Here is a 21,337-nt window from a genome sequence, read left to right on the forward strand (position 1 = left end):
GAAGACGGTGCGCGGCCGCGGCTTTTTTATCGTAGGCGGTGCGCGGTCACAAACAAAGCGTGCCGTGCCGCGTGCGCGATACACGGACACGATGCGGCGCGAGGCGCGCGGCGTGTCGGCAACGCTGCTCCACGGGCAGGTTGTGGCAGGTCGTTTTAGGCGGCCGCTTCATTCATTTCGCTGTCGCTCGATTCGGCGGCGAGCAGGTTCAGCACGAGCAGAATGACCGCGCGATTGTCGATGTCGATTGCGATGCCGAGCACGCCGGTGAGCCAGCGTCCGATCTTCGTATTGCAAAAATCCTCGGCGCAGGCCGTCTTTTTCATGGTGACGCCGAGTTTGACGGCGCGATAGTGATACGAGGGCACCCGATGCTGAGCCGCGACCGCCGACAGCCCGCCTTTGCCTTCCGAGCACCAGCCGAGGCTGCCGGCCAGCACGATGCGCTCGGGCTCGTCGAGGCCTTCGATGAACTCGCGCGCCGCGAGCCGCACGCGCTGTTCATCGAGGCCGTATTGCAGCAGCACGCTTTCGACCGGGTCTTCGAGCGCCTGGGCGTGCAGATCGATTTCCTGCGCCATGCCTTCGGTTTCCATCGACACGTTGCGTTGATGGCCCGCGCTGCGCAGGCAGTCGATCAGATAGCGGCGGAAGTACGCGCACACCGCGTAGCTGTTGGATGGCGCGCTATCGGCGCACGCATGGGTTTCGGTGTGGCCTGGCGCGAGGCGCAGCACTTTCGCGTAGATGAACTGCGCGACCAGCTCTTCCTTGTCCTCGCCGAGCGCCTGCAATTCGAGCGGGTGATAGGTGCGCAGCGCCCGCTTGACCAGTTCGACCATCGACACCATTTCGTCCGCGGACAGGCGGGTGCGCCGGCGCCACAGATCGGGCAGGATCGCATCGTCGAGATTGCGGACGAACTCGTAGCTCGGAACGGCGCCCATGAAAACCTCCGTGAGGGGTAAGGCAATGAGCGCGGTGAGCCGGGCTGCGAGCCGGCGAATCGATGGTGGAGCTTTGAAGCCGCGCTGGAACGTGAGTTCAGTATGGTTGGCGGCCATCGCCTCGCCTATATGGATTAAGTGGTAGCTGATGGGTAAACTGCCGGGTAAACCTTCTGACGAGAAAAGCGACATTCGTCTGAGGAGAGGGCGCCGCCAGTATCGGAACGCCGCCCCGCATCTTCGCTTCGTCGTTGCCGGGACCGTTGCACGATCCCGCCGCGCCCTTTGCGGTTCCGCGGCGCATCCCGCCCGGCCCGCATCGCTGCGGTCGCCCGCGTCGCCCGGCCGGCGCGCCACCTCACCGAAGTTGCCGTGCCCGACAAGGAGACCGCGCAATGCGGGCCGACCCGATCCAGCGTGCCATCGACGAAGACCTGGTGCGCGTGCTGTATGCGCAAGATCCGATCGCTTTCTTTTCGCACTGGTTTTCGATTGCGGTGCTGGTGGCGATCTACTGGCCGCGCATACCGTCGCCGCCGCTGTTCATCGCGTGTTTCGGGTTTTACGCGGCGGCCAATTGCGGCGGCCTCGCGCTGTGGATTTTCAATCGCCGCTATCCGCACCTGCTGTCGCCGCGCGATTGGGTCTATCTGCATGCGTTGCGCGGCGTGCTGCTGTACAGCGCGCCCGGCATTGCGGTGTGGTTTGCGTTCCAGGTTCCACAAAGCGATCTGCCGCTGCTGCATACCGTGATGCTCGTCACGCTCGCGGCCGGCGTGTTCATGTCGAATGGTTTCGACCTCCTGAACTTTTCGACCGCGATTCCGTTTCTACTGTTTCCGTCGATCATTCTTCACTTCGGCTCGCATACGTTCGACCGCACGATACTCGCGATCGTCCTCGCGTTTTTCTTCTGTGCGATCAACGTGTACGCGATGAGCTATCGCAAGCTGTTTCGCCAGGTCGTGCAGGCGCGCGTCGATCAGCAGTACCTGGCGGAATCGCTGGCCGCGCAGAAGCAAGTCGCCGAAGAGGCGAGCCTCGCGAAGACACGTTTTTTCGCGGCCGCCAGCCACGATCTGCGCCAGCCGTTGCATGCGATCGGCCTGCTGGCGGCGTCGCTCAACGACACCGCGGCGACGCCCGCGCAGCACGCGAAGACCGCCGAGCACATCGTCTACAACGTCGAGGCGTTGAACCAGCTGTTCAACCAGGTGCTCGATCTCGCGCGACTCGAAAGCGGCGTGACCCAGGTGATCCGGCTGCACTTCCGGCTCTCCGAACTGTTCGAGCGGGTCGGCAGCCAGTACCGTCCGCAGGCCGCCGCGAAAGGGCTCGCACTGCGCATCGCGCCGACCGCGATGGTCGTCCACGACGATCCGGTGCTGCTCGAACGCGTGCTGAGCAATCTGCTGTCGAACGCCGTGCGGTACACCGAGGAAGGCGCGATCTGGCTCGGCTTTCGTCGCGCCGGACGGCAGGCGGGCGGCTATATCGAAGTGCGCGATTCGGGCATCGGCATTCCGGCCGACGAGCACGAGCGCATCTTCGAAGAGTTCTATCAGGTCGCCAATCCGCAACGCGACGCGCGCCAGGGTCACGGCCTCGGATTGCCGACCGTGAAGCGGCTCGTTGAGATGCTCGGCGGCGAACTGCAACTTCATTCGGCCCCGGGGCGCGGGTCGGTGTTCCGCTTTCCGGTGCAGGCGGGCGACGCGGGCGGGATCGTCGCGAGCCTGAACGAAGCGGTGGCGGGCGGTCCGTCGGCCCAGGGTCGGCGCGTGCTGTGCATCGACGACGATCCGTCGATTCTCGAAGGCCTCGCGAGTCTGCTGGGCCGCTGGGGTTGCAGCGTGCAGTGCGCGCGCGACGAGGCCGAGGCGCTCGCGGCGCTTGCCGGCGGTTTCATGCCGGACGCGGTGTTGTGCGATTACCAGCTGGCGCATCACCGGACCGGCGCACAGGCGCTGACGGCGGTGCGCGGCGTGCTCGCGCGCGCGGGGCACGATAACGTGGTGACGCTGCTGATTACCGGCGACATGGCGTCGGCGGAATTGGCGGCGCTGGCGTTGCAGGGGATTCCGGTGCTGCATAAGCCGGTGACGCCCGCACGCTTGCGGCGCACGCTGGAAATGCTGTGGCAGCAGGCGGAACTGGACAAGGGGCGAGCGGGAACGTCGCCGGCGTTGCGCGAGGGCGGGGCGGCGGATGACGCGGGTAGCGGTGAGAGAAGTGGCGCGAGCAGCGATGCGGATAGTGGCACGCCGCATGGCACGGCCGGGAACGCCGCGAGTGCGACGCCGCGCGCGGTTGATGCCAGTTCGCCGACGCGGTCGCAAAGCGAATCGCACAAATAGCGGCGGCGCGGGCGAAAGGCAGGCCGTCGCCGCTACCTGCCGCAAGCGCTGGTGCGGATGACGTTGAGAAGGCCGCCACCGCCCTACAATGTCTTCCCCGCCTCCAGCCATCCGTTGATCACCGCGATCGCCGTCGACCGGTTATGCACGCCGAGCGCCCGGAAGATCACCGATAGATGCACCTTGACCGTCCCTTCCGCGACGCCGAGCTCGCGCGCGATCATCTTGTTGGTCCAGCCGCGATGCACGAGCCGCATGATGTCCTGCTGACGCGGCGACAGATTTTCTAGCAGATGCTGCTGATGCGGCTGCAATGCGGGCAACTGCGTGATCGGTTCCGTGAGCGTGGCGCCGCTCTGAGCGGCGCCCGTTTGCGCGGCGGAGAGCGCGGCCGCGCCCTGAATGGATGAACCCGCGCCTGCCGCTGCGCCGCCCGCCGACGCGCCTTGCGCATCGCGCGAGCCGAGCAGACTGAGCGCCTCCATCGGCACATAAGCGCCGCCGGACAGCACGAGTTCGATCGCCTTGAGCATCACGCTGGCGGGCTGCCGCTTCGGCACGAAGCCGAGCGCGCCGGCGGCCAGCACCGCGCGCATCTCGTCGGGCGATTCCTCCGCGGACAGCACCACCACCGGCAGCGCCGGATTGGCCTTCAGCAGCACTTCCAGCGACGATGCGCCGGTCATCCCCGGCATATGCAGATCGACGATCGCGAGATCGTGATCGGCGTCGGGCCGCGCGGCGGTGGCGAGGGTTTCCCAGCTATCGGCTTCGTCGAACTGGGCGTCGGGATCGAGACCGCGCAGCATCCCCTTCACGCCTTGCCGGATCAGTTCATGGTCGTCGGCCACAAGAAACTTCATGATGTCTCCGCGAGTCGGGCCTGCCCGTTGTGGACTACCGCCGTGGTGGGGTCTCGTTTGACTTCTGTCCTCGTGAACCGCAGCATGGCCGGCTACCCCGCGTTTTCTGCGTCGATTCGTGGCGCGGCACGCGTTGCGGCCGGCCGCGCGGGTGACGCGCTACGAGTACTCGCCGGCAGGTTCGGGGCGCATGTCATGGGTAAGGCAGGTCTCCCGCGCATAGGTTCCGGCTTGCTACGTAGACGAGCCGCGCGAGCCTTTTTTGAAGCCGTCCGTGGGGGGCTCGCGCATGTTATGCGCGGCGTATGGGACGGTGCGCCGCGCGTTTATTTGACTGCAAATAACGTTGCATTCATCAGCAGCTTGAAGACGAACCCGAGCGACATCGCCGAGGCCACGCCGAAGCACCATAGCGCGATGAACCACAGCCAGCCCGGCAGCTTGCGGCGTTGCATCGGGGCCGCGTCGGGCGAGCCGTGCGAGCGGGCCGAGCCGCTCTGCTCAGTGATAGTGATGTTGGTCGTCATGACGCACCTTGCCTCGGAATACCCAGTAACCCATCGTCGTATAGGCGATGATGATCGGCAGAATCACCGCCGCGCCGACCAGCGTGAAGGTCTGGCTCGAACGCGGCGCGGCCGCTTCCCACAGCGTCATGCTCGACGGAATGGCGTAGGGCCACAGGCTCACCAGCAGTCCCGCGTAGCCGAGCAGCACCAGCAGCAGCGCGAGCACGAACGGCGTGTTGTGATGTCGCGCCCGCACCGCGCGATGCATCAGGAACGCGCAGATCGCGACGAGGAACGGCACCGGCAGCAGGCGGTAGAAGAGGTTGTCGTGGAACCAGCGCTGCGCGATCGTCGGGTCCTGCAGCGGCGTCCACAGGCTGACCATCGCGATGAAGCCGAGCAGCACCAGCGTCAGCGGCCAGACTACGCGATGCAGCCGGCGTTGCAGATCGCCTTCGGTCTTCGCCACCAGCCAGCAGCAGCCGAGCAGCGCATACGTGACGACGAGCCCCAGACCCGTGAGCAGGCTGAACGGCGTGAGCCAGCCGAACGCGTCGCCGGCATAGCCGCCGTCGATCACCGGAATGCCTTGCAGGAACGCGCCCAGCACGATGCCCTGGAAGAACGTCGCGCCCGCCGAGCCGCCGATGAACGCCAGATCCCACAGATGTTTCGTGCGATTGGCCTTGGCGCGGATCTCGAACGACACGCCGCGAAAGATCAGGCACACCAACATGAAGATCAGCGGTAAATACAACGCGGACAGCACGGTCGAGTACACCACGGGGAACACCGCGAACAATGCGGCGCCGCCGAGCACGAGCCAGGTCTCGTTGCCGTCCCACACGGGCGCGACGGTGTTCATCATCAGGTCGCGTTCTTTCTCATCAGGGAAGAACGGGAACACGATGCCGATGCCCAGATCGAAGCCGTCCAGCACGACGTACATGAAAAGGCCCAACGCGATGATCGCGGCCCACACGACGGTTACGTCCATTTTCTTTCTCGCAAGTGGTTGGGGTGAGGGGTTGCGCTTACGCGGCGTCGATCATCTGATCGGCGGCCGACAGCGGACGGCGCGCGGTCTGATTCGGCTCGCGTCGCGGCACACCGTGCGGCGTGTGGCCCGGCAGCGCCGGACCCGAGCGCATCAGCTTGAGCATGTAGTAGATGCCTGTGCCGAACACGAGGAAGTAGACGACCACGAAGGCCATCAGCGAAATGCCGACCTGTTGCGACGTCAGCGGCGACACCGCCTGCGAGGTGCGCATCACGCCGTAGACGACCCACGGCTGGCGGCCCGCTTCGGTCGTGACCCAGCCGGCCAGCAGCGTGATGAAGCCGGTCGGGCCCATCGCCACCGCGAAGCGCTGGAACCACTTCGATTCGAACAGGCGTTCGCGGCGGCGCAGCGCCCACGCGGCGAGCGACATCACGATCATCAGCACGCCGAGCCCCGCCATGATGCGGAAGCTCCAGAACACCACCGTCGAATTCGGGCGGTCCTGCGGCGGGAATTCCTTCAGGCCGCGAATCTCGCCGTCCCAGCTATGCGTGAGGATCAGGCTGCCCAGGTGAGGAATCGACACGGCGTAGCGCGTGGTTTCGGCCTTCATGTCGGGGATGCCGAACAGGTTCAGCGCGGTGCCGCCTTTCTCGGTGTCCCACAGGCCTTCGATCGCGGCGATCTTGGCCGGCTGATATTCGCGCGTGTTCAGACCGTGCTGATCGCCGACGAATGCCTGGATCGGCGTGAGGATCAGCAGCAGCCACAGCGCCATCGAGAACATTTTCTTCACGGCCGGATCGCGCCGTCCGCGCAGCAGATGCCATGCGCCCACCGCCGACACCACCAGCCCCGCGACGATGAACGCCGCGAGCGCCATATGCGCGAGCCGGTACGGGAACGACGGATTGAAGATGATCTTGAACCAGTCGAGCGGCACGACGTGGCCGTTCACGACTTCGAAGCCTTGCGGCGTTTGCATCCAGCTATTGGACGCGAGAATCCAGAAGGTCGAGATCAGCGTGCCGATCGCCACCATCAGCGTGGCGCCGAAGTGCGCGCGCGGACTCACGCGCTGCCAGCCGAACAGCATGATGCCGAGGAAGCCCGCTTCGAGGAAGAATGCGGTCATCACCTCGTACATCAGCAGCGGACCTGTCACAGGTCCGGCGAACGACGAGAAGCCGGACCAGTTGGTGCCGAACTGATAGCTCATCACGACGCCGGAGACGACGCCCATGCCGAAGGCCACTGCGAAGATCTTCGACCAGAACAGGCAAAGATCTTTGTAGTACGCCTTTCCGGTTTTCAGCCAGCGCCATTCGAGCACCGCGATAAAGCTGGCGAGGCCGATGCTGAGCGCCGGAAACACGATGTGAAAGGAGACGGTGAACGCAAACTGGATGCGGGCGAGATCGAATGCCGATATTGCGGAGTTCATGAGCGTGGTGTGCGTGATGGCCGCGAGAGCGGACTACGCGCGTCGACCGTTGTCGGTGCGCACTGCGGCGGGCAGTGGCGCAAGAGTAGGGGAACAGGGGAAAGTTTGCTGCGCTGCGACGTGCGTCAAAAAACCGCCTTGTTTTACGCCGTTCTTGCCTTTTTAAGCAGCAAACCGTTGATGAGTATCAAGTTTTTCTGATTGTTTTCGGCAGCGGATTCCATGCGGACCAATCGAAACTGCGTCAATAGACCGCGCTGCAGCAACGCGGGCGATGAGGGCTGTGGCGGGCCATAGCGGGCAGTCGGTGGTGATGTCGACGGCGCGCATCCAAGGGCGGATTGGAAAGCGCACGCCGCGCGATGAGCGCGCTTCAGGCGGCTTCGCTCACCCACGCCGCATGCGGCCCATGGCGAACGAAACCCTACGCCCGTCGTCAACCGACAATTCGCCGATCCGAACCGACTTCCGCCGTTTTGTCGGCTAGCGGACAAATAAGTTTGCCTCTACCATGCATGCAGCCAGTTGTCGGCGTTCCCGGACGAGTGCACGCTCGAGCGGCACGCGCGCCGTGTAGCCATCAAGTCGTTTATTCCCGTTATTCGTTTCGAATAGTCATGCCGACGCACCGTGAGCGAAACTCCGGCGCGCGTCGCGAATCCGTCATCGATATGCAGTGCAATGCAGCGCAGGCCGTGCTCGAACGCGCGTCCTGTCATGCGTCCGCGAATGGTCCGCAAGCCAGCTTCATCCACCTGCCGGCGACGGCAGACTTCATCCACAAGGAGTCAGCAGATGAGCACGATCAAGACGAAAGACGGTACCTCGATTTTCTACAAGGACTGGGGCAAGGGCCGCCCCGTCGTGTTCTCGCACGGCTGGCCGTTGACCGCGGATGCGTGGGATGCGCAGATGCTGTTTCTCGGCAGCAAGGGCTTTCGCGTGATCGCGCACGACCGCCGCGGGCACGGCCGCTCGGAGCAGCCGTGGGACGGCAACGACATGGACACCTATGCCGACGATCTCGCCGCGCTGATCGAGCATCTCGACCTGCAGGACGCGACGCTGGTTGGCCATTCGACCGGCGGCGGGGAAGTTGCGCATTACATCGGCCGGCATGGCACGCAACGCGTCGCGAAGGCCGTGCTGATCGGCGCGGTGCCGCCGCTGATGTTGAAGACCGACGCCAATCCGGGCGGCCTGCCGATCGACGTGTTCGACGGCATCCGCAAGGGCGTGGTCGACGACCGCTCGCAGTTCTTCAAGGACCTCGCGCTGCCGTTTTACGGCTACAACCGGCCGAACGCGAAGGTGTCGCAAGGGGTGATCGATTCGTTCTGGGTGCAGGGGATGGCCGGCTCGATCAAAGGGCTGTACGACTGCATCAAGCAGTTCTCGGAAGTCGACTACACGGAAGACCTGAAGAAGATCGACGTGCCGACGCTGGTGCTGCACGGCGACGACGACCAGATCGTGCCGATCGACGCGGCGGGGCGGCAGACCGCGAAGATCGTCAAGGACGCGACGTTGAAGGTCTATCCGGGTGGGCAGCACGGGATGTGCACCGTCGAGGCCGACAAGGTGAATGCCGATTTGCTGGAGTTCATCGGGTCGTGATGCGGTGATGCGGTAATCCGCGCGAGTGCGGAGTGCGGGCGTGTTCGAGGCGGCCGGCGCGGGCGGGCAGCGGTGAAGGCCGCGCCGCGTCGTCCCGTGGCGGTCGCCGGCTTCGTGGCCGTACTCGTGCTTGTCTCGGCCTCGCACCTCGCGCGATAAAGCGCGGGCGCTTCAAACTCAGGGACGCCCGCCCCCTCACGCAGTCGGCCACCCCATCCGCGCTGCGCGCCGCAATGCCGAGCGCACCACCATCCGGTGGAACGGCGCGATCGCGAAGATATAAAAACGCCCGAGCCCATTGTGGCAATGCACGACCGTCGACAGCACCAGATAACGCGAATGCCCATCGCGCGTGCGCCGGGTCTGCTGCAGCACCGACAGCCGGAAGTCCAGATGACTGTCGTTCTCGCCGAGGACGATCTCGTGCGCGCTGCGCGTGTAGATCCTGAAGATGTCGACGCGCTCGCGCGGTCCGGCCGAGCCTTCCGCGCGCAACTGCCGGGTCGTCTTGAGCCCGAAGCGGGCGACCAGCGCATCGCGCAGCGCCAGCAGTTTCGCCACCCATCCCGCCTGATGCGCGAACAGGAAGCGCGCGAGCAATTCCGGATCGTCGATCGCATTGTCGGGCAGGCGGACCGCGTACGCGTCCGCGAGATCCGGCGCGTGGTACAGGCGGGTCACCGCCGATTCGGACGGCAGGGCGACGGATTGCACGGAGGAGTCGGCGTGGGTCATGGTGACGTGCTGCGCTGAAAGTGAAGCGGGCTCGAAGGGCGCGTCGGCAACTGACGACAATGACGACTGCGGCGGCGCGGCGGTTCGCCGTTTCGCGGAGGCACAAGCGCGACGAACGCGACGAACGGGCGGGTCAAACAAGCGGACAAGTCTACGCGTGCTTGCGCGCGGCTGCGTCGACGGAAGGCGATGCGCTGCGCGTATAACGGCAACACAAGGAAAAAGTTTAGATTAAGTTATACGACATCTTATAAATTCAGTGCGGCTAGCTTCTTGTTTCTGAAGGGAAAGCCGTTTCTATCACGAGGCTTATAGGGGTAAATGCCTGGTTGAATTCCGCTTGAGCATCGCCGATAGTACGTTATCGTACAACTAGCGTGTGTTATGCAGGTGGCATTACCCACGCCGGCCCGCCAGTTGTATCCCCCAGTTCGATCGCGCGCGGCGCAGTCAAAACGCGGCAAGACGCAGTAAAGGAACCCCTATGAAGAAGATTGCTCTCAGTGGCGCCGGCGGCCAGCTCGGCTCCGTGGTACGCGCTGCCATGATTGCGCGCGGCACGCCGTTGCGTTCGGCGGCCGGCTCGAAAGCGCTGACGCCTCTCGTCGAAGGCGAGGACGTGATGCATGGCGACCTGCGCGATCCGGTGGTTGTCGATCGCCTGCTCGAAGGCGTGGACGTGCTGATCCACTTCGCCGGCACGAGCGTCGAGCGCCCGCTGCCCGAAATCATCGAGAACAATCTGCGCGGTCTTGTCGAAGTCTACGAAGGCGCGCGCCGTCACGGCGTGAAGCGCATCGTGTTCGCGAGCTCGAATCACGCGATCGGCATGTACCCGGTCACGGAGCGTCTGTCGCTCGATTGCGAACTGCGCCCGGACGGCTTCTACGGCCTGAGCAAGGTGTGGGGCGAAGCGCTCGCCCGCATGTACTGGGACAAGCACGGCATCGAGAGCGTGTGCGTGCGCATCGGCAGCTGCCTCGAACGCCCGACCGAACCGCGGCATCTCGCGACGTGGTTCGGCCATCGCGATCTGATGCACTTCCTCGACCGCTGCGTCGAAGCCGAGGACGTCGGCTTCCTGACCATCTGGGGCGTGTCGGCCAATACGCGCAGCTGGTGGGACAACAGCGGCGCCGCGCGCTTCGGTTATCAGCCGACCCAGAATTCCGAGGACTACGCCGCCGAAATCCTGGCGCGGCCGAACCCGCTCGACGCGCTGGGCCAGCGCTTCCAGGGCGGCGGTTTCGTCGGCATCGATTATTCGCGCGAAGACGGCGGTCCGGACGCACCGGCCGCCACGGCGGCACGGCCGGTCTGACTGGCGCAGCATCACGAGGAGACGCAGTCATGAAAATCAAGGGCATCCGCTGGTGGATGGTCAGTCTGGTCGCGGCCGGGCTCATCATCAATTACCTTGCGCGCAATACGCTGTCGGTCGCCGCGCCGACGCTGATGAAGGACCTCAATATCACCACCGAGCAGTACGCTCACGTGGTCGTCGCGTGGCAGCTTTGCTATGCGTTCATGCAGCCGGTCGCGGGCTTCGTGCTCGACACGGTCGGCACCAAGATGGGCTTCGCGGCGTTCGCGCTCGCGTGGTCGCTGGCCTGTGCGGCGGCGGCGTGGTCGACCGGCTGGCGCAGCCTCGCGTTCTTCCGCGGGCTGCTGGGTCTCGCTGAAGCGGCCGGCATTCCGGCCGGCGTGAAGGCAACCAGCGAATGGTTTCCGGCGAAGGAACGCTCGGTCGCGATCGGCTGGTTCAACATCGGCTCGTCGATCGGCGCATTGCTGGCGCCGCCGCTGGTGGTCTGGGCGCTGTTGCGCGGACAGTGGCAACTGGCGTTCGTGATCGTCGGCGTGGCGGGCATCGTGTGGAGCGCGCTGTGGATGGTGATGTACAAGCATCCGCGCAAGCAGAAGATGTTGAGCGACACCGAGCGCGACTACATCCTGAGCGGCCAGGAAGCGAAGCACGCGGACCCCAGCGCGCCGAAGCGCAGCTGGCGCGCGATGCTGGGCAGCCGCGATTTCTGGGCAATCGGTATTCCGCGCATGCTGTCCGAGCCGGCCTGGCAGACCTTCAACGCGTGGATTCCGTTGTACATGATGACCGAGCGTCACATGAACCTGAAGGAAGTTGCGCTGTTCGCATGGATGCCGTTCCTCGCCGCCGACATCGGCTGCGTGCTCGGCGGCTACCTGAGCCCGCTGTTTCACAAGTACGCGAAGGTGTCGCTGTTCACGTCGCGCAAGATGGTGTTCGTCGTCGGCGCGCTGTTCATGATCGGACCGGCGTGTGTCGGCCTCGTGCAAAGTGCGTACGTGGCGGTGGCGCTGCTGTGCATCGGCGGCTTTGCGCACCAGACCCTGTCGGGTGCGTTGTACGCGATCACGTCCGACATGTTCGGCAAGAACGAAGTCGCGACCGCGACGGGCATGGGCGGCATGGCCGGTTATCTGGGCGCTGCCGCGTTCACGATGCTGTTCGGCGTGCTGGTCACGCAGATCGGTTATAGCCCGCTGTTCGTCGTGCTGGCCGTGTTCGATCTGATCGCCGCCGCCGTGGTCTGCCTGCTGGCGAAGAGCAACGACAAGGCGCCCGAGCCGCGCTGGTCCGGCGCGGGTGCGGTTGCCGCGAAGTAACTGACTCGGTGAGTCCCGCGAGCGTGATTCGCGGGACCTCCAGCGTGACTTGCAAATAGGGAAGCGGCGCCTCGTCGATGAGGCGCCGCTTTTTTTAGCTTCTTCACGCCGGCCTGGGATGACGAACATGACGCCGCTTGTGCGAATGCGCGGCTCCATGCGTCGACCCTGGCGGCGCTAACGGCGGAGCCGACCTCACCCGCACGCCATCGAGTGCTGTGGGATAATTGCGCGGTTTGCCCGGAGCGCGGCTCAAAAGGTTGTTCGCACGGGCGCGCGAGGGGCCTTACTCCCGTGGCCCGCTTCTTTTCAGCGATATTTCTTCAACAACCACGATGCCCGCATACCGTTCCAAAACCTCCACCGCCGGCCGCAACATGGCGGGGGCGCGCTCCCTGTGGCGCGCCACCGGCATGAAAGACGAAGACTTCTCGAAGCCGATCATTGCGGTGGTCAATTCGTTCACCCAGTTCGTGCCCGGCCACGTGCATCTGAAGGACCTGGGCCAGCTCGTCGCGCGCGAGATCGAAGCCGCCGGCGGCGTCGCCAAGGAATTCAACACCATCGCGGTCGACGACGGCATCGCGATGGGCCACGACGGCATGCTGTATTCGCTGCCGAGCCGCGACATCATCGCCGACTCGGTCGAATACATGGTCAATGCGCACTGCGCCGATGCGATGGTGTGCATCTCCAACTGCGACAAGATCACCCCCGGCATGCTGATGGCCGCGATGCGCCTGAACATCCCGGTGATCTTCGTGTCCGGCGGCCCGATGGAAGCCGGCAAGACGCGCCTCGCGAATCCGAAAACCGGCACCATCGAGTTCAAGAAGCTCGACCTGGTGGACGCGATGGTGATCGCCGCCGACAAGGCTTACTCCGACGCCGACGTCGCCGAAGTGGAACGCTCCGCGTGCCCGACCTGCGGTTCGTGCTCGGGCATGTTCACGGCGAACTCGATGAACTGCCTGACCGAAGCGCTGGGTCTGTCGCTGCCTGGCAACGGCACGGTGGTCGCCACGCACGCGGACCGCGAGCAGCTCTTCAAGCGCGCCGGCCGTCGCATCGTCGAACTGGCCCGCCAGTACTACGAGCAGGAAGACGCGAGCATCCTGCCGCGCGCGGTGGGCTTCAAGGCCTTTGAAAACGCGATGACGCTCGACATCGCGATGGGCGGCTCGACCAACACGATCCTGCACCTGCTGGCGATCGCGCTTGAAGCGGAGATCGACTTCACGATGACCGACATCGACCGTCTGTCGCGCATCGTGCCGCAGTTGTGCAAAGTGGCGCCCAACACGAACAAGTACCACATCGAAGACGTGCATCGCGCGGGCGGCATCATGGCGATCCTCGGCGAACTGGACCGCGCCGGCAAGCTGCACACCGACGTGCCCACGGTGCACGCGCCGACGCTGAAGGACGCGCTGGATCAGTGGGACATCGTGCGCACCGAGGACGACGCGGTGCGGACCTTCTACATGGCGGGTCCGGCAGGCGTGCCGACTCAGGTCGCGTTCAGCCAGAACACGCGCTGGCCGAGCCTCGATCTCGATCGCGCGGAAGGCTGCATCCGTTCGTACGAACACGCGTTCTCGAAGGAAGGCGGCCTCGCTGTGCTGACCGGCAACATCGCGCTCGACGGTTGCGTGGTGAAGACCGCGGGCGTCGACGAGAGCATCCTCGTGTTCGAGGGGACGGCTCACGTCACCGAGTCGCAGGACGAGGCGGTGGAGAACATCCTCGCCGGCAAGGTCAAGGCGGGCGACGTGGTGATCGTGCGTTATGAAGGCCCGAAGGGCGGCCCCGGCATGCAGGAAATGCTCTATCCGACGAGCTACATCAAGTCTCAGGGTCTCGGCAAAGCCTGCGCGCTGTTGACGGATGGCCGCTTCTCGGGCGGCACCTCGGGCCTGTCGATCGGTCACTGCTCGCCGGAAGCGGCAGCGGGCGGCGCGATCGGCCTCGTGCGCGACGGCGACAAGATCCGCATCGACATTCCGAATCGCACGATCGACGTGCTGCTGTCCGATGAGGAACTGGCGAGCCGCCGCGAAGCGCAGAACGCGAAAGGGTGGAAGCCTGCGAAGCCGCGTCCGCGCAAGGTGTCGGCGGCGCTCAAGGCGTATGCGAAGCTGGTCATGTCGGCCGATAAGGGTGCGGTGCGCGACCTGTCGCTGCTGGAGGACTGATCGTGTGACGGGCTTTGCGCCCGGTTGCATGCAAGTAAAAAAGCCGCTCTTTCGAGCGGCTTTTTTTTCGAACAGACACCTCGGGCTGCTGCGTGCGCGACGAACGCTGAACATTGACGCATGCACAGCATTCGCCGCGACAGGGCAAAGACCGGCGAGTCTCGCGGCCGCTGGCCATCCCCCGACGATTCCCGCTTACCGCTGATCGACCACCGTCGTGTTATAGGTCGTCGACCCAATCACCACATTGTCCAGCGCGATGCCGTTGACGTTGTACGCGTAGATCGGCCCCGGCGTGCTCGCGCTCGCCGGTCCTGCGCACACCGCGGTGCCCAGATTGCAATTCTTGATCGTGACGCCGGTGATCGCCGGAATCGCCGGCGCCGGGCTCGCGCCGTTGTAGTCGAACGCGACCGGCCCTTGCGCGACGATTGCCTGGAAGCACGAACCCGTCACGCCGTTGAGCGTCACGTTGCTCGCCTGCACGTTCGAGATGTTGACGTTTTGCACGACCGCCGGACGCGTGCGAATCGCGTCGTTGGCCGGCTGGTAGTCGCAGTCGAACGTGATCAGGCCGCCCTGGGCCGCCGACGGATTGGCCGCCGTCGGCGTGACCACGCCGAGCGGCACCGTGCCGTTGATCGGACTGCCGGGCAGCAACGCGCTGCCGTAGCCCGAGCCTTTCAGCGCGACGCCGTTAGGCAGCGTGACCGTATCGACGTAGAAGTTCTTCACGAAGCCGCCGCGATTCATGTTTGTCTTGATCCGGATCGCGATGTTCAGCGGATTGGTTGCCCAGTTCTGATTGAGCATCTGCAGATTGCGCGCGTAGATGTTCTGCACGCCGCCGCCCATCTCGCTGCCGAGCGTGATGCCGCCGTGGCCGCTGTTCATCGTGCAGTTCTGGATCACGTGGTTCTGCGCGGGGCCGTACTGCGTGTCGAGGTCCTTGCCCGATTTGATCGCGATGCAATCGTCGCCGGTGTTGAAGGTCACGCCGTCGCACAGCACGTTGTCGCATGCGTCCGGGTCGAAGCCGTCGTTGTTCGGGCCGATGCTGTTGGTCGTCACGCCGCGAATCACGACGTTCTTGCAATCGGTCGGATGATGCTGCCAGAACGGCGTGTTGTTGGTCGCGTAGTTCTCCATCAGCACGTTGGTACAGCCGAGGAATTCGACCATGCACGGACGCAGGTAATGGCCGACGCCGAAGATGCGTTGCGCGACCGGCACGCCCGCTTCGGACAGCGCGGGCAGGTAGTTCGCGTCCTCTTGCCATGGCGTGGTGGGGCTCGTGAGCTGCGCATACAGCGCGTCGGAAATGCCCGGCGCGGCGGTGCGCAAATCGACGTTGTTGGGGTTGAGCGACACCTGCGACGGCGTCGTCGAACCCGCGCAGCCGTACGCGCCGTTCGATCCCTTGAAGGTCCACCAGCAGGTCGCGGTGTTGCCCGTGCCGGCGAACGGCGTCATCGCCTGTCCGTTGAGCACCGAGGTCGCGTCCTCGCCGGTCAGCGCGATGTTGGTCTGGTTGCGCGCGTAGACCGGCGAGCCGTAGTTCAGGCAATCGTTTGCCTGCCAGCGGCTATAGAACAGGTTGCCGTTCGCGCCGCAGTTCACCGGGCCGTCCTTCGCGTAGTCCGCGGGATTCGGGCTGAAATAGATCGTGCAGTTCGCGCTCAGATGGAAGTTGACGTTGCTGAGCAGGACGATCGGTCCAGCGCAATACCACGTGCCGGCCGGCACGACCACGCGTCCGCCGCCGGCCGTGTTGCACGCCTGGATCGCGGCCAGAAACGCGGGCCGCGAATCGAACGAACCGGCGGCGTTGGTCTGCTCCGAGCCGGGGCTCGTGAGCGATGCCGAGCCCGTGTACGGATTGGTCGCGGCGATCACGGAGCAGGGCTGCGCGCCGTACTGCGTGACCACGTAGTCGCGCGCGGGAAACATCGACTGGTTGATGCCTTTCAGCGACGCGATGATCTGCGTGGCGGCGCCCGACGTGCCCCAGATCGGGTCCTGCACGACCGGCGGGGTGGTGGGCGCGGCCGGGGTGGACGGTTCGTCGACGGAACTGCCGCACGCGGACAAGCCGCCCAGCAGCGTCGCGCCCGCGGACGTGCCCGCCAGCACGATGAATGCGCGGCGTGCGGGCGAGTGGAGTTCGGTTTGCTTGCGGCTTCTCGATGCGTTCCGTTGGCCGTTATTTTTATGCTGCGTTGTCACGGATGTCTCCTTGCCCTTCGAGGGCGTTGTTAGTGATCGTGAGGACAGGTGAGGACGACGGTGCGTCAGCGGTGCTTTTCCATTAAGGTAGTCATCCTTAATATCTGTAAGGAACCGGCGACGCTGGTGGGACCGTTGTCGTCGAGTCAGGCTTCAGAGCGGGAGCGCCCGCACGCGTCGCTCCATCGACTCCATCTGCACGGAACCGGTGGAAGGACGCGGCGGGCACGATGTGCGGCGTTAAGCAAGTTGCTGGCCGATTTCGTGATTGGCGAGCACTTCGAGCGCGCGCACCATCGCGGAGTGGTCCCACGCCTTGCCGCCATGCGCGACGCACGCGTTGAACAGCGCCTGGCAGGTGGCGGTGTTCGGCAGCGACACGCCGAGCGCTTGCGCGGTCGACAGCGCGAGGTTCAGGTCCTTCTGGTGCAGCTCGATGCGGAAGCCCGGATCGAACGTGCGTTTGGTCATGCGCTCGCCGTGCACTTCGAGAATGCGCGACGACGCGAAGCCGCCCATCAGCGCTTCGCGCACGCGCGCCGGATCGACGCCGGCCTTCGACGCGAGCAGCAGCGCTTCGCCGACCGCTTCAATCGTCGCGGCGACGATCACCTGATTGGCCACCTTGCACACCTGACCCGCACCCACCGCGCCGATCAGCGTGACGTTCTTGCCCATCATGTCGAACAGCGGCTTGACGCTGTCGAAGCTCGCGGGTTCGCCGCCCACCATGATGGTCAGCGAGCCGGCCTTGGCGCCGACTTCGCCGCCCGACACCGGCGCGTCCAGGTACTCGGCGCCGTGCTCGCGCACGCGGGCCGCGAATTCGCGCGTGGCCATCGGCGAGATCGAGCTCATGTCGACCACCGTCTGCCCGGCGCGCAGCGCGCTTGCCAGTCCCTGTTCGCCGAACAGCACGCGTTCGACGTCCGGCGTGTCCGGCACCATGATGAAGATCACGTCGGCCTGCGCGGCGACGGCGGCGGGGCTGTCGCACGCGACGGCGCCGGCCTGGACGAGTTCGTCGGGCACGCCGCTGCGCGTGAACGCGGCCAGCGCGACGCCGTTCTTGAGAAGGTTGGCGGCCATGGGCTTGCCCATGATGCCGAGTCCGATAAAGCCTGCTTTTTGCATGGAATGCTCCAAAGATGTCATGGCGGCCGTGCTTGCGGCTGATTCAGTCCTGACCGATGTCTGGTCGACGCCTGGTTGGGCCTCGCTCAGCCCTGGCCCGCCGGTTTCTGCATGAAGTGTTTCTGAACCGTCTGCGCGGCGTTTTTCAACAGACCCATGTCCGCACACACCGCGACGATGCGGCAACCCATCGACAGATAGCGCTCGGCGTCCGCTTGCGCGGGCGCGAGGATGCCGCTCGATTTGCCGGCCGCCTGCGCGCGCTCGAACACGCGCGCGATCGCCTGTTGCACGTCGGGATGGTTTGCGTTGCCGAGGTGACCGTAGCCGGCGGCGAGGTCGGACGGGCCGACGAAGACCGCATCGATGCCGTCCACCGCGAGGATTTCGTCGATCGCGTCGACGGCTTTGCGGCTTTCGATCTGCACGATCACGCAGACGTTGTCGTTGGCGATGTCGAAGTAGTCGGGCACGCTCGCAAAGCGATTACCGCGATGGCTCACCGACACGCCGCGAATGCCCTGCGGCGGATAGCGCGTCGCGGCGACCGCGCGGGCCGCGTCGTCGGCGCTTTCGATGAACGGCACGAGGAAATTCGAAAAGCCGCTGTCGAGCAGCCGCTTGATGAACACGCTATCGTTGGCCGGCGGCCGCACGACCGGCGCGCTCGCGCTGTCCTTGAGCGACATCAGCTGCGGAATCAGCGTGAGCACGTCGTTCGGCGCGTGTTCGGCGTCGAGCAGCATCCAGTCGAAACCGATGCCCCCCAGCAGTTCCGTGACGACCGGACTGGCGAGCGACGCCCAGCAGCCGATCTGGGTTTCACCGCCGCAAACCGCGCGACGGAAGCGATTGGGTAAGGCCTGGTAGGGCGTGACGGGCATACGATATCTCCTCGAACGGCAATAGATCGGGCGAGTCCGACGACGGCGATGCGCGATGTTATAAGTCGTCGTATGTCTTGTCGTCAGGTTAGCATTGGCCTCAAAGGTTGTAACGGCCACGTAAACCCGAATTCCCCGCCAGACAAGCGTTTCAGGTTGCGCTGAGGGGTCGCTATGTTGTAGGATGACTTATATCTAAGGCCTTCAATTAAGGAAAGCGAAATGTCTATTACCGGTGAAATGCTGATCGGCCGCCAGGCGGTGCGCGGCGAGGAACAACCACTGCACGCGGTCAATCCCGCTACGGGCTCCGAGATCGCCGAGCCGGTTTTCGGCAGCGGCGGCGTTGCTCAGGTCGAGCGCGCGTGTGAACTGGCGCAGCAGGCGTTCGACAAATACCGCGCCTTGCCGCTGACGGTGCGCGCCGAGTTTCTCGAACGCATCGCCGACGGTATCACCGCGTTGGGCGACGCGCTGATCGAGCGCGCGCATCAGGAATCCGGTCTGCCGAAGACGCGTCTGGAAGGCGAGCGCGGCCGCACGACCGGCCAGCTCAAGCTGTTCGCGCAAGTCGTGCGCGCCGGCCAATGGCTTTCCGCGACGCTCGACTCGCCGCTGCCGGAGCGCAAGCCGCTGCCGCGCTCGGATCTGCGTATGCAAAAGATCGCGCTCGGCCCGGTCGCTGTGTTCGGCGCGAGCAACTTCCCGCTCGCGTTTTCGGTCGCGGGCGGCGATACGGCGGCAGCGCTCGCGGCCGGTTGCCCGGTCGTGGTGAAGGCGCACCGCGCCCACCTCGGCACGTCGGAAATGGTCGGCCGCGTGATTCAACGTGTCGCGCAGGAAATGGATCTGCCTGAAGGCGTGTTCTCGATGATCGTCGGCGCGGGCAATCTGGTCGGCGAAGCGCTGGTCGCGCACCCGGCGATCAAGGCGGTCGGCTTCACCGGTTCGCGCGCAGGCGGCACTTCGCTGATGCGCGTCGCGGCGGCGCGTGCCGAGCCGATTCCGGTCTACGCGGAAATGAGCAGCATCAACCCGGTGTTCATTCTGCAGAACGCACTCGCGCAACGCGGCGACAGCATCGCGCGCGGTTTCGTCGATTCACTCGTGCTCGGCGCAGGTCAGTTCTGTACGAATCCGGGTCTGGCGATCGTCGTCGACAGCGACGCGCTGAAGGGCTTTGTCGCGACGGCGTCGGAAGCGCTGGGCGGCAAGCCGGCGCAGACCATGCTGACCGCGGGTATTCACGCCGCGTATCAGGACGGCGAAAGCAAGCTGGCGGCGACCAAAGGCGTCGAAGCCGTGGCACGCGGCGTCGAAGCAACCGGCCCGACGCAGGCTCGCGCGGCGCTGTTCGTCACCGACGCGCAGACGTTCCTCGCCAACCCGGCGCTGGAAGACGAAGTGTTCGGCCCGGTGTCGACGATCGTGCGTTGCAAGGACGAGCAGGAGTTGCTGAAGGTGGCCGAGCACTTCGCCGGCCAGTTGACCGCCACGCTGCAAATGGACAGCGCCGACCTCGCCGTAGCGAAGAAGCTGGTGCCGATTCTCGAGCGCAAGGCAGGGCGGATTCTGGTCAACGGTTACCCGACGGGCGTCGAGGTGTCGCACGCGATGGTGCACGGCGGCCCGTTCCCGGCGACCTCGGATAGCCGCGCGACGTCGGTCGGTACGACGTCGATCGAGCGTTTCCTGCGCCCGGTGTGCTACCAGGACTTCCCGGCGGATCTGCTGCCGGAAGCGCTGGCCGACAGCAATCCGCTCGACCTGTGGCGTCGTCGCGACGGCGAAATCACGCGCGGTTGACGCGATTGAGTACATGATCGCGTTCGTGGCCCGGCAGATAAGCGGGCCGCGAACGCGGTGAAAAGAAGAGCAGGATAAAAAATGGCCGGGAAAATCCCGGCCATTTTTTTGCGTGCAGCTCGTGCTGAATCAGCTGTTCGCCTCGGTCACCTCGTTGGCGCGCCGCAACCGCTCGCGGCTATTCGACAGGTGCATGCGCATGGCCGCGCGCGCGCCTTCCGCGTCGTGCCGCGTGATCGCTTCGAGAATGCTCTCGTGTTCGAGATTGACGAGCGACAGATACGCGTCCGGCTCCGCCCGTGCAATGCCGGCCGAGTCGAGCCGGTTGCGCGGAATCAGCGCGCTGCCCATTTGCGTGAGGATGTCGACGAAATAGCGGTTGCCTGTTGCGCGCGCGACCGAGATATGGAACTGCAGGTCGGCGTCGACACTGTCCAGCCCGTTGTGCCGGGTCGCCTCGATCGCGTCGAGCGCGGCGCGCATGCGCGCGAGATCGTCCGTCTTCGCGCGTTGCGCGGCGAGGCCGGCGCATTCCGTTTCGAGGCTGATACGCAGTTCGAGGATGGACAGCACGTCGCGCAGCGTGGTGGCCGGCACCATGTCGATGCCGAGCTTTTCGCGCTGCGGTTCCAGCACGAAGCTGCCGATCCCGTGCCGCGTCTCGATGATCTTGCCGGCCTGCAGACGTGAAATCGCTTCGCGGATCACCGTGCGACTCACGCTCAGCGTGACCATCAGCTGTGATTCGGTCGGCAGTTTGTCACCGGGCTTCAGCGCGTTGGTCGCGATTTGCTCGGTGACGTAGTTCACGACGAACTCGGCAAGATTGCGAGCGCGTCGTGGCGGTGCAGCGGATGCCAGTGGAGTAGCCATCGAAAACGCCCCTTGAATCAGATAGTTGCAGATACGCTCTGCGGTTCATTATACCGTCGTCTGATGACTGATTATAAAAACGCCGGATCATTTTCAGC

At 65.0% G+C, this 21,337-nt stretch carries 16 protein-coding genes; 6 read left to right on the forward strand and 10 right to left on the reverse strand.

Annotated features, from left to right (window positions below; genetic code table 11):
• Positions 1-155 precede the first annotated feature (155 nt).
• Entirely contained in the window at positions 156-947 is a 792-nt protein-coding gene (locus BGI01S_RS21035) for a hypothetical protein (RefSeq protein ID WP_042327954.1), read from the reverse strand.
• A gap of 395 nt (positions 948-1,342) precedes the next feature.
• On the opposite strand from BGI01S_RS21035, the gene BGI01S_RS21040 reads away from it, so the two are divergent.
• Entirely contained in the window at positions 1,343-3,304 is a 1,962-nt protein-coding gene (locus BGI01S_RS21040; protein ID WP_042327955.1) for an ATP-binding response regulator, read from the forward strand.
• A gap of 83 nt (positions 3,305-3,387) precedes the next feature.
• Here the strand turns inward: BGI01S_RS21040 and BGI01S_RS21045 are convergent, their stop codons facing one another.
• From BGI01S_RS21045 to BGI01S_RS21055, 4 genes are all read right to left on the reverse strand, one after another.
• Positions 3,388-4,167: a response regulator transcription factor gene (locus BGI01S_RS21045; RefSeq protein WP_042327956.1), complete on the reverse strand. Its 780-nt coding sequence runs from the start codon at positions 4,165-4,167 to the stop codon at positions 3,388-3,390.
• 326 nt (positions 4,168-4,493) lie between these two features.
• Positions 4,494-4,694, reverse strand: coding sequence for a hypothetical protein (locus BGI01S_RS30330; RefSeq protein WP_157004243.1), 201 nt, complete (start codon positions 4,692-4,694; stop codon positions 4,494-4,496).
• The gene (gene cydB / locus BGI01S_RS21050) at positions 4,669-5,673 is read right to left on the reverse strand and encodes a cytochrome d ubiquinol oxidase subunit II (RefSeq protein WP_042327957.1); all 1,005 of its coding nucleotides are present in this window, start codon (positions 5,671-5,673) and stop codon (positions 4,669-4,671) included. The genes BGI01S_RS30330 and cydB overlap by 26 nt, the downstream gene beginning before the upstream one ends.
• Before the next feature lie 37 nt (positions 5,674-5,710).
• Positions 5,711-7,123, reverse strand: coding sequence for a cytochrome ubiquinol oxidase subunit I (locus BGI01S_RS21055; RefSeq protein ID WP_042327958.1), 1,413 nt, complete (start codon positions 7,121-7,123; stop codon positions 5,711-5,713).
• Positions 7,124-7,918: 795 nt separating this feature from the next.
• Between BGI01S_RS21055 and BGI01S_RS21060 the strand changes: the two genes are divergently transcribed.
• Positions 7,919-8,740, forward strand: coding sequence for an alpha/beta fold hydrolase (locus BGI01S_RS21060; protein WP_042327960.1), 822 nt, complete (start codon positions 7,919-7,921; stop codon positions 8,738-8,740).
• 195 nt (positions 8,741-8,935) lie between these two features.
• On the opposite strand, the gene BGI01S_RS21065 is transcribed toward BGI01S_RS21060, so the two are convergent.
• Positions 8,936-9,475, reverse strand: a complete 540-nt coding sequence (locus BGI01S_RS21065) for a DUF2867 domain-containing protein (protein WP_042327962.1) — start codon at positions 9,473-9,475, stop codon at positions 8,936-8,938.
• A gap of 484 nt (positions 9,476-9,959) precedes the next feature.
• Here BGI01S_RS21065 and BGI01S_RS21070 point away from each other — a divergent pair, with 484 nt between their 5' ends.
• The 3 genes from BGI01S_RS21070 (at position 9,960) to ilvD (ending at position 14,316) form a co-directional block, all read left to right on the forward strand.
• A complete protein-coding gene (locus BGI01S_RS21070) occupies positions 9,960-10,796 on the forward strand; it encodes an NAD-dependent epimerase/dehydratase family protein (RefSeq protein WP_042327963.1) in 837 nt (278 codons plus the stop codon).
• 29 nt (positions 10,797-10,825) lie between these two features.
• Positions 10,826-12,121: an MFS transporter gene (locus BGI01S_RS21075; RefSeq protein WP_042327964.1), complete on the forward strand. Its 1,296-nt coding sequence runs from the start codon at positions 10,826-10,828 to the stop codon at positions 12,119-12,121.
• Between the two features lie 335 nt (positions 12,122-12,456).
• Positions 12,457-14,316 carry a dihydroxy-acid dehydratase gene (gene ilvD / locus BGI01S_RS21080; protein ID WP_042327965.1) on the forward strand — a complete coding sequence of 620 codons (1,860 nt, stop codon included), beginning with the start codon at positions 12,457-12,459 and terminating at the stop codon, positions 14,314-14,316.
• 195 nt (positions 14,317-14,511) lie between these two features.
• Here the strand turns inward: ilvD and BGI01S_RS21085 are convergent, their stop codons facing one another.
• The 3 genes from BGI01S_RS21085 to garL all read right to left on the reverse strand — a co-directional run bounded on the left by BGI01S_RS21085 (position 14,512) and on the right by garL (position 18,560).
• Positions 14,512-16,542: a glycoside hydrolase family 28 protein gene (locus tag BGI01S_RS21085; protein WP_042327966.1), complete on the reverse strand. Its 2,031-nt coding sequence runs from the start codon at positions 16,540-16,542 to the stop codon at positions 14,512-14,514.
• Positions 16,543-16,782: 240 nt separating this feature from the next.
• Positions 16,783-17,844, reverse strand: a complete 1,062-nt coding sequence (locus BGI01S_RS21090) for a 2-hydroxy-3-oxopropionate reductase (protein ID WP_255219758.1) — start codon at positions 17,842-17,844, stop codon at positions 16,783-16,785.
• Complete coding sequence (gene garL, locus BGI01S_RS21095; protein WP_042327968.1) at positions 17,763-18,560, reverse strand: 2-dehydro-3-deoxyglucarate aldolase; 798 nt, start codon at positions 18,558-18,560, stop codon at positions 17,763-17,765. Before garL ends, BGI01S_RS21090 begins: the two co-directional genes overlap by 82 nt.
• A 222-nt stretch (positions 18,561-18,782) precedes the next feature.
• Between garL and BGI01S_RS21100 the strand changes: the two genes are divergently transcribed.
• Positions 18,783-20,366, forward strand: a complete 1,584-nt coding sequence (locus BGI01S_RS21100; RefSeq protein WP_042327969.1) for an aldehyde dehydrogenase (NADP(+)) — start codon at positions 18,783-18,785, stop codon at positions 20,364-20,366.
• 129 nt (positions 20,367-20,495) lie between these two features.
• Here the strand turns inward: BGI01S_RS21100 and BGI01S_RS21105 are convergent, their stop codons facing one another.
• On the reverse strand, positions 20,496-21,239 hold the full coding sequence (locus BGI01S_RS21105; protein WP_042327970.1) for a FadR/GntR family transcriptional regulator: 744 nt from the start codon (positions 21,237-21,239) through the stop codon (positions 20,496-20,498).
• Between the last annotated feature and the right edge of the window lie 98 nt (positions 21,240-21,337).

The sequence above is a fragment of the Paraburkholderia ginsengisoli NBRC 100965 genome (genome assembly GCF_000739735.1).
Lineage (GTDB): Bacteria > Pseudomonadota > Gammaproteobacteria > Burkholderiales > Burkholderiaceae > Paraburkholderia > Paraburkholderia ginsengisoli.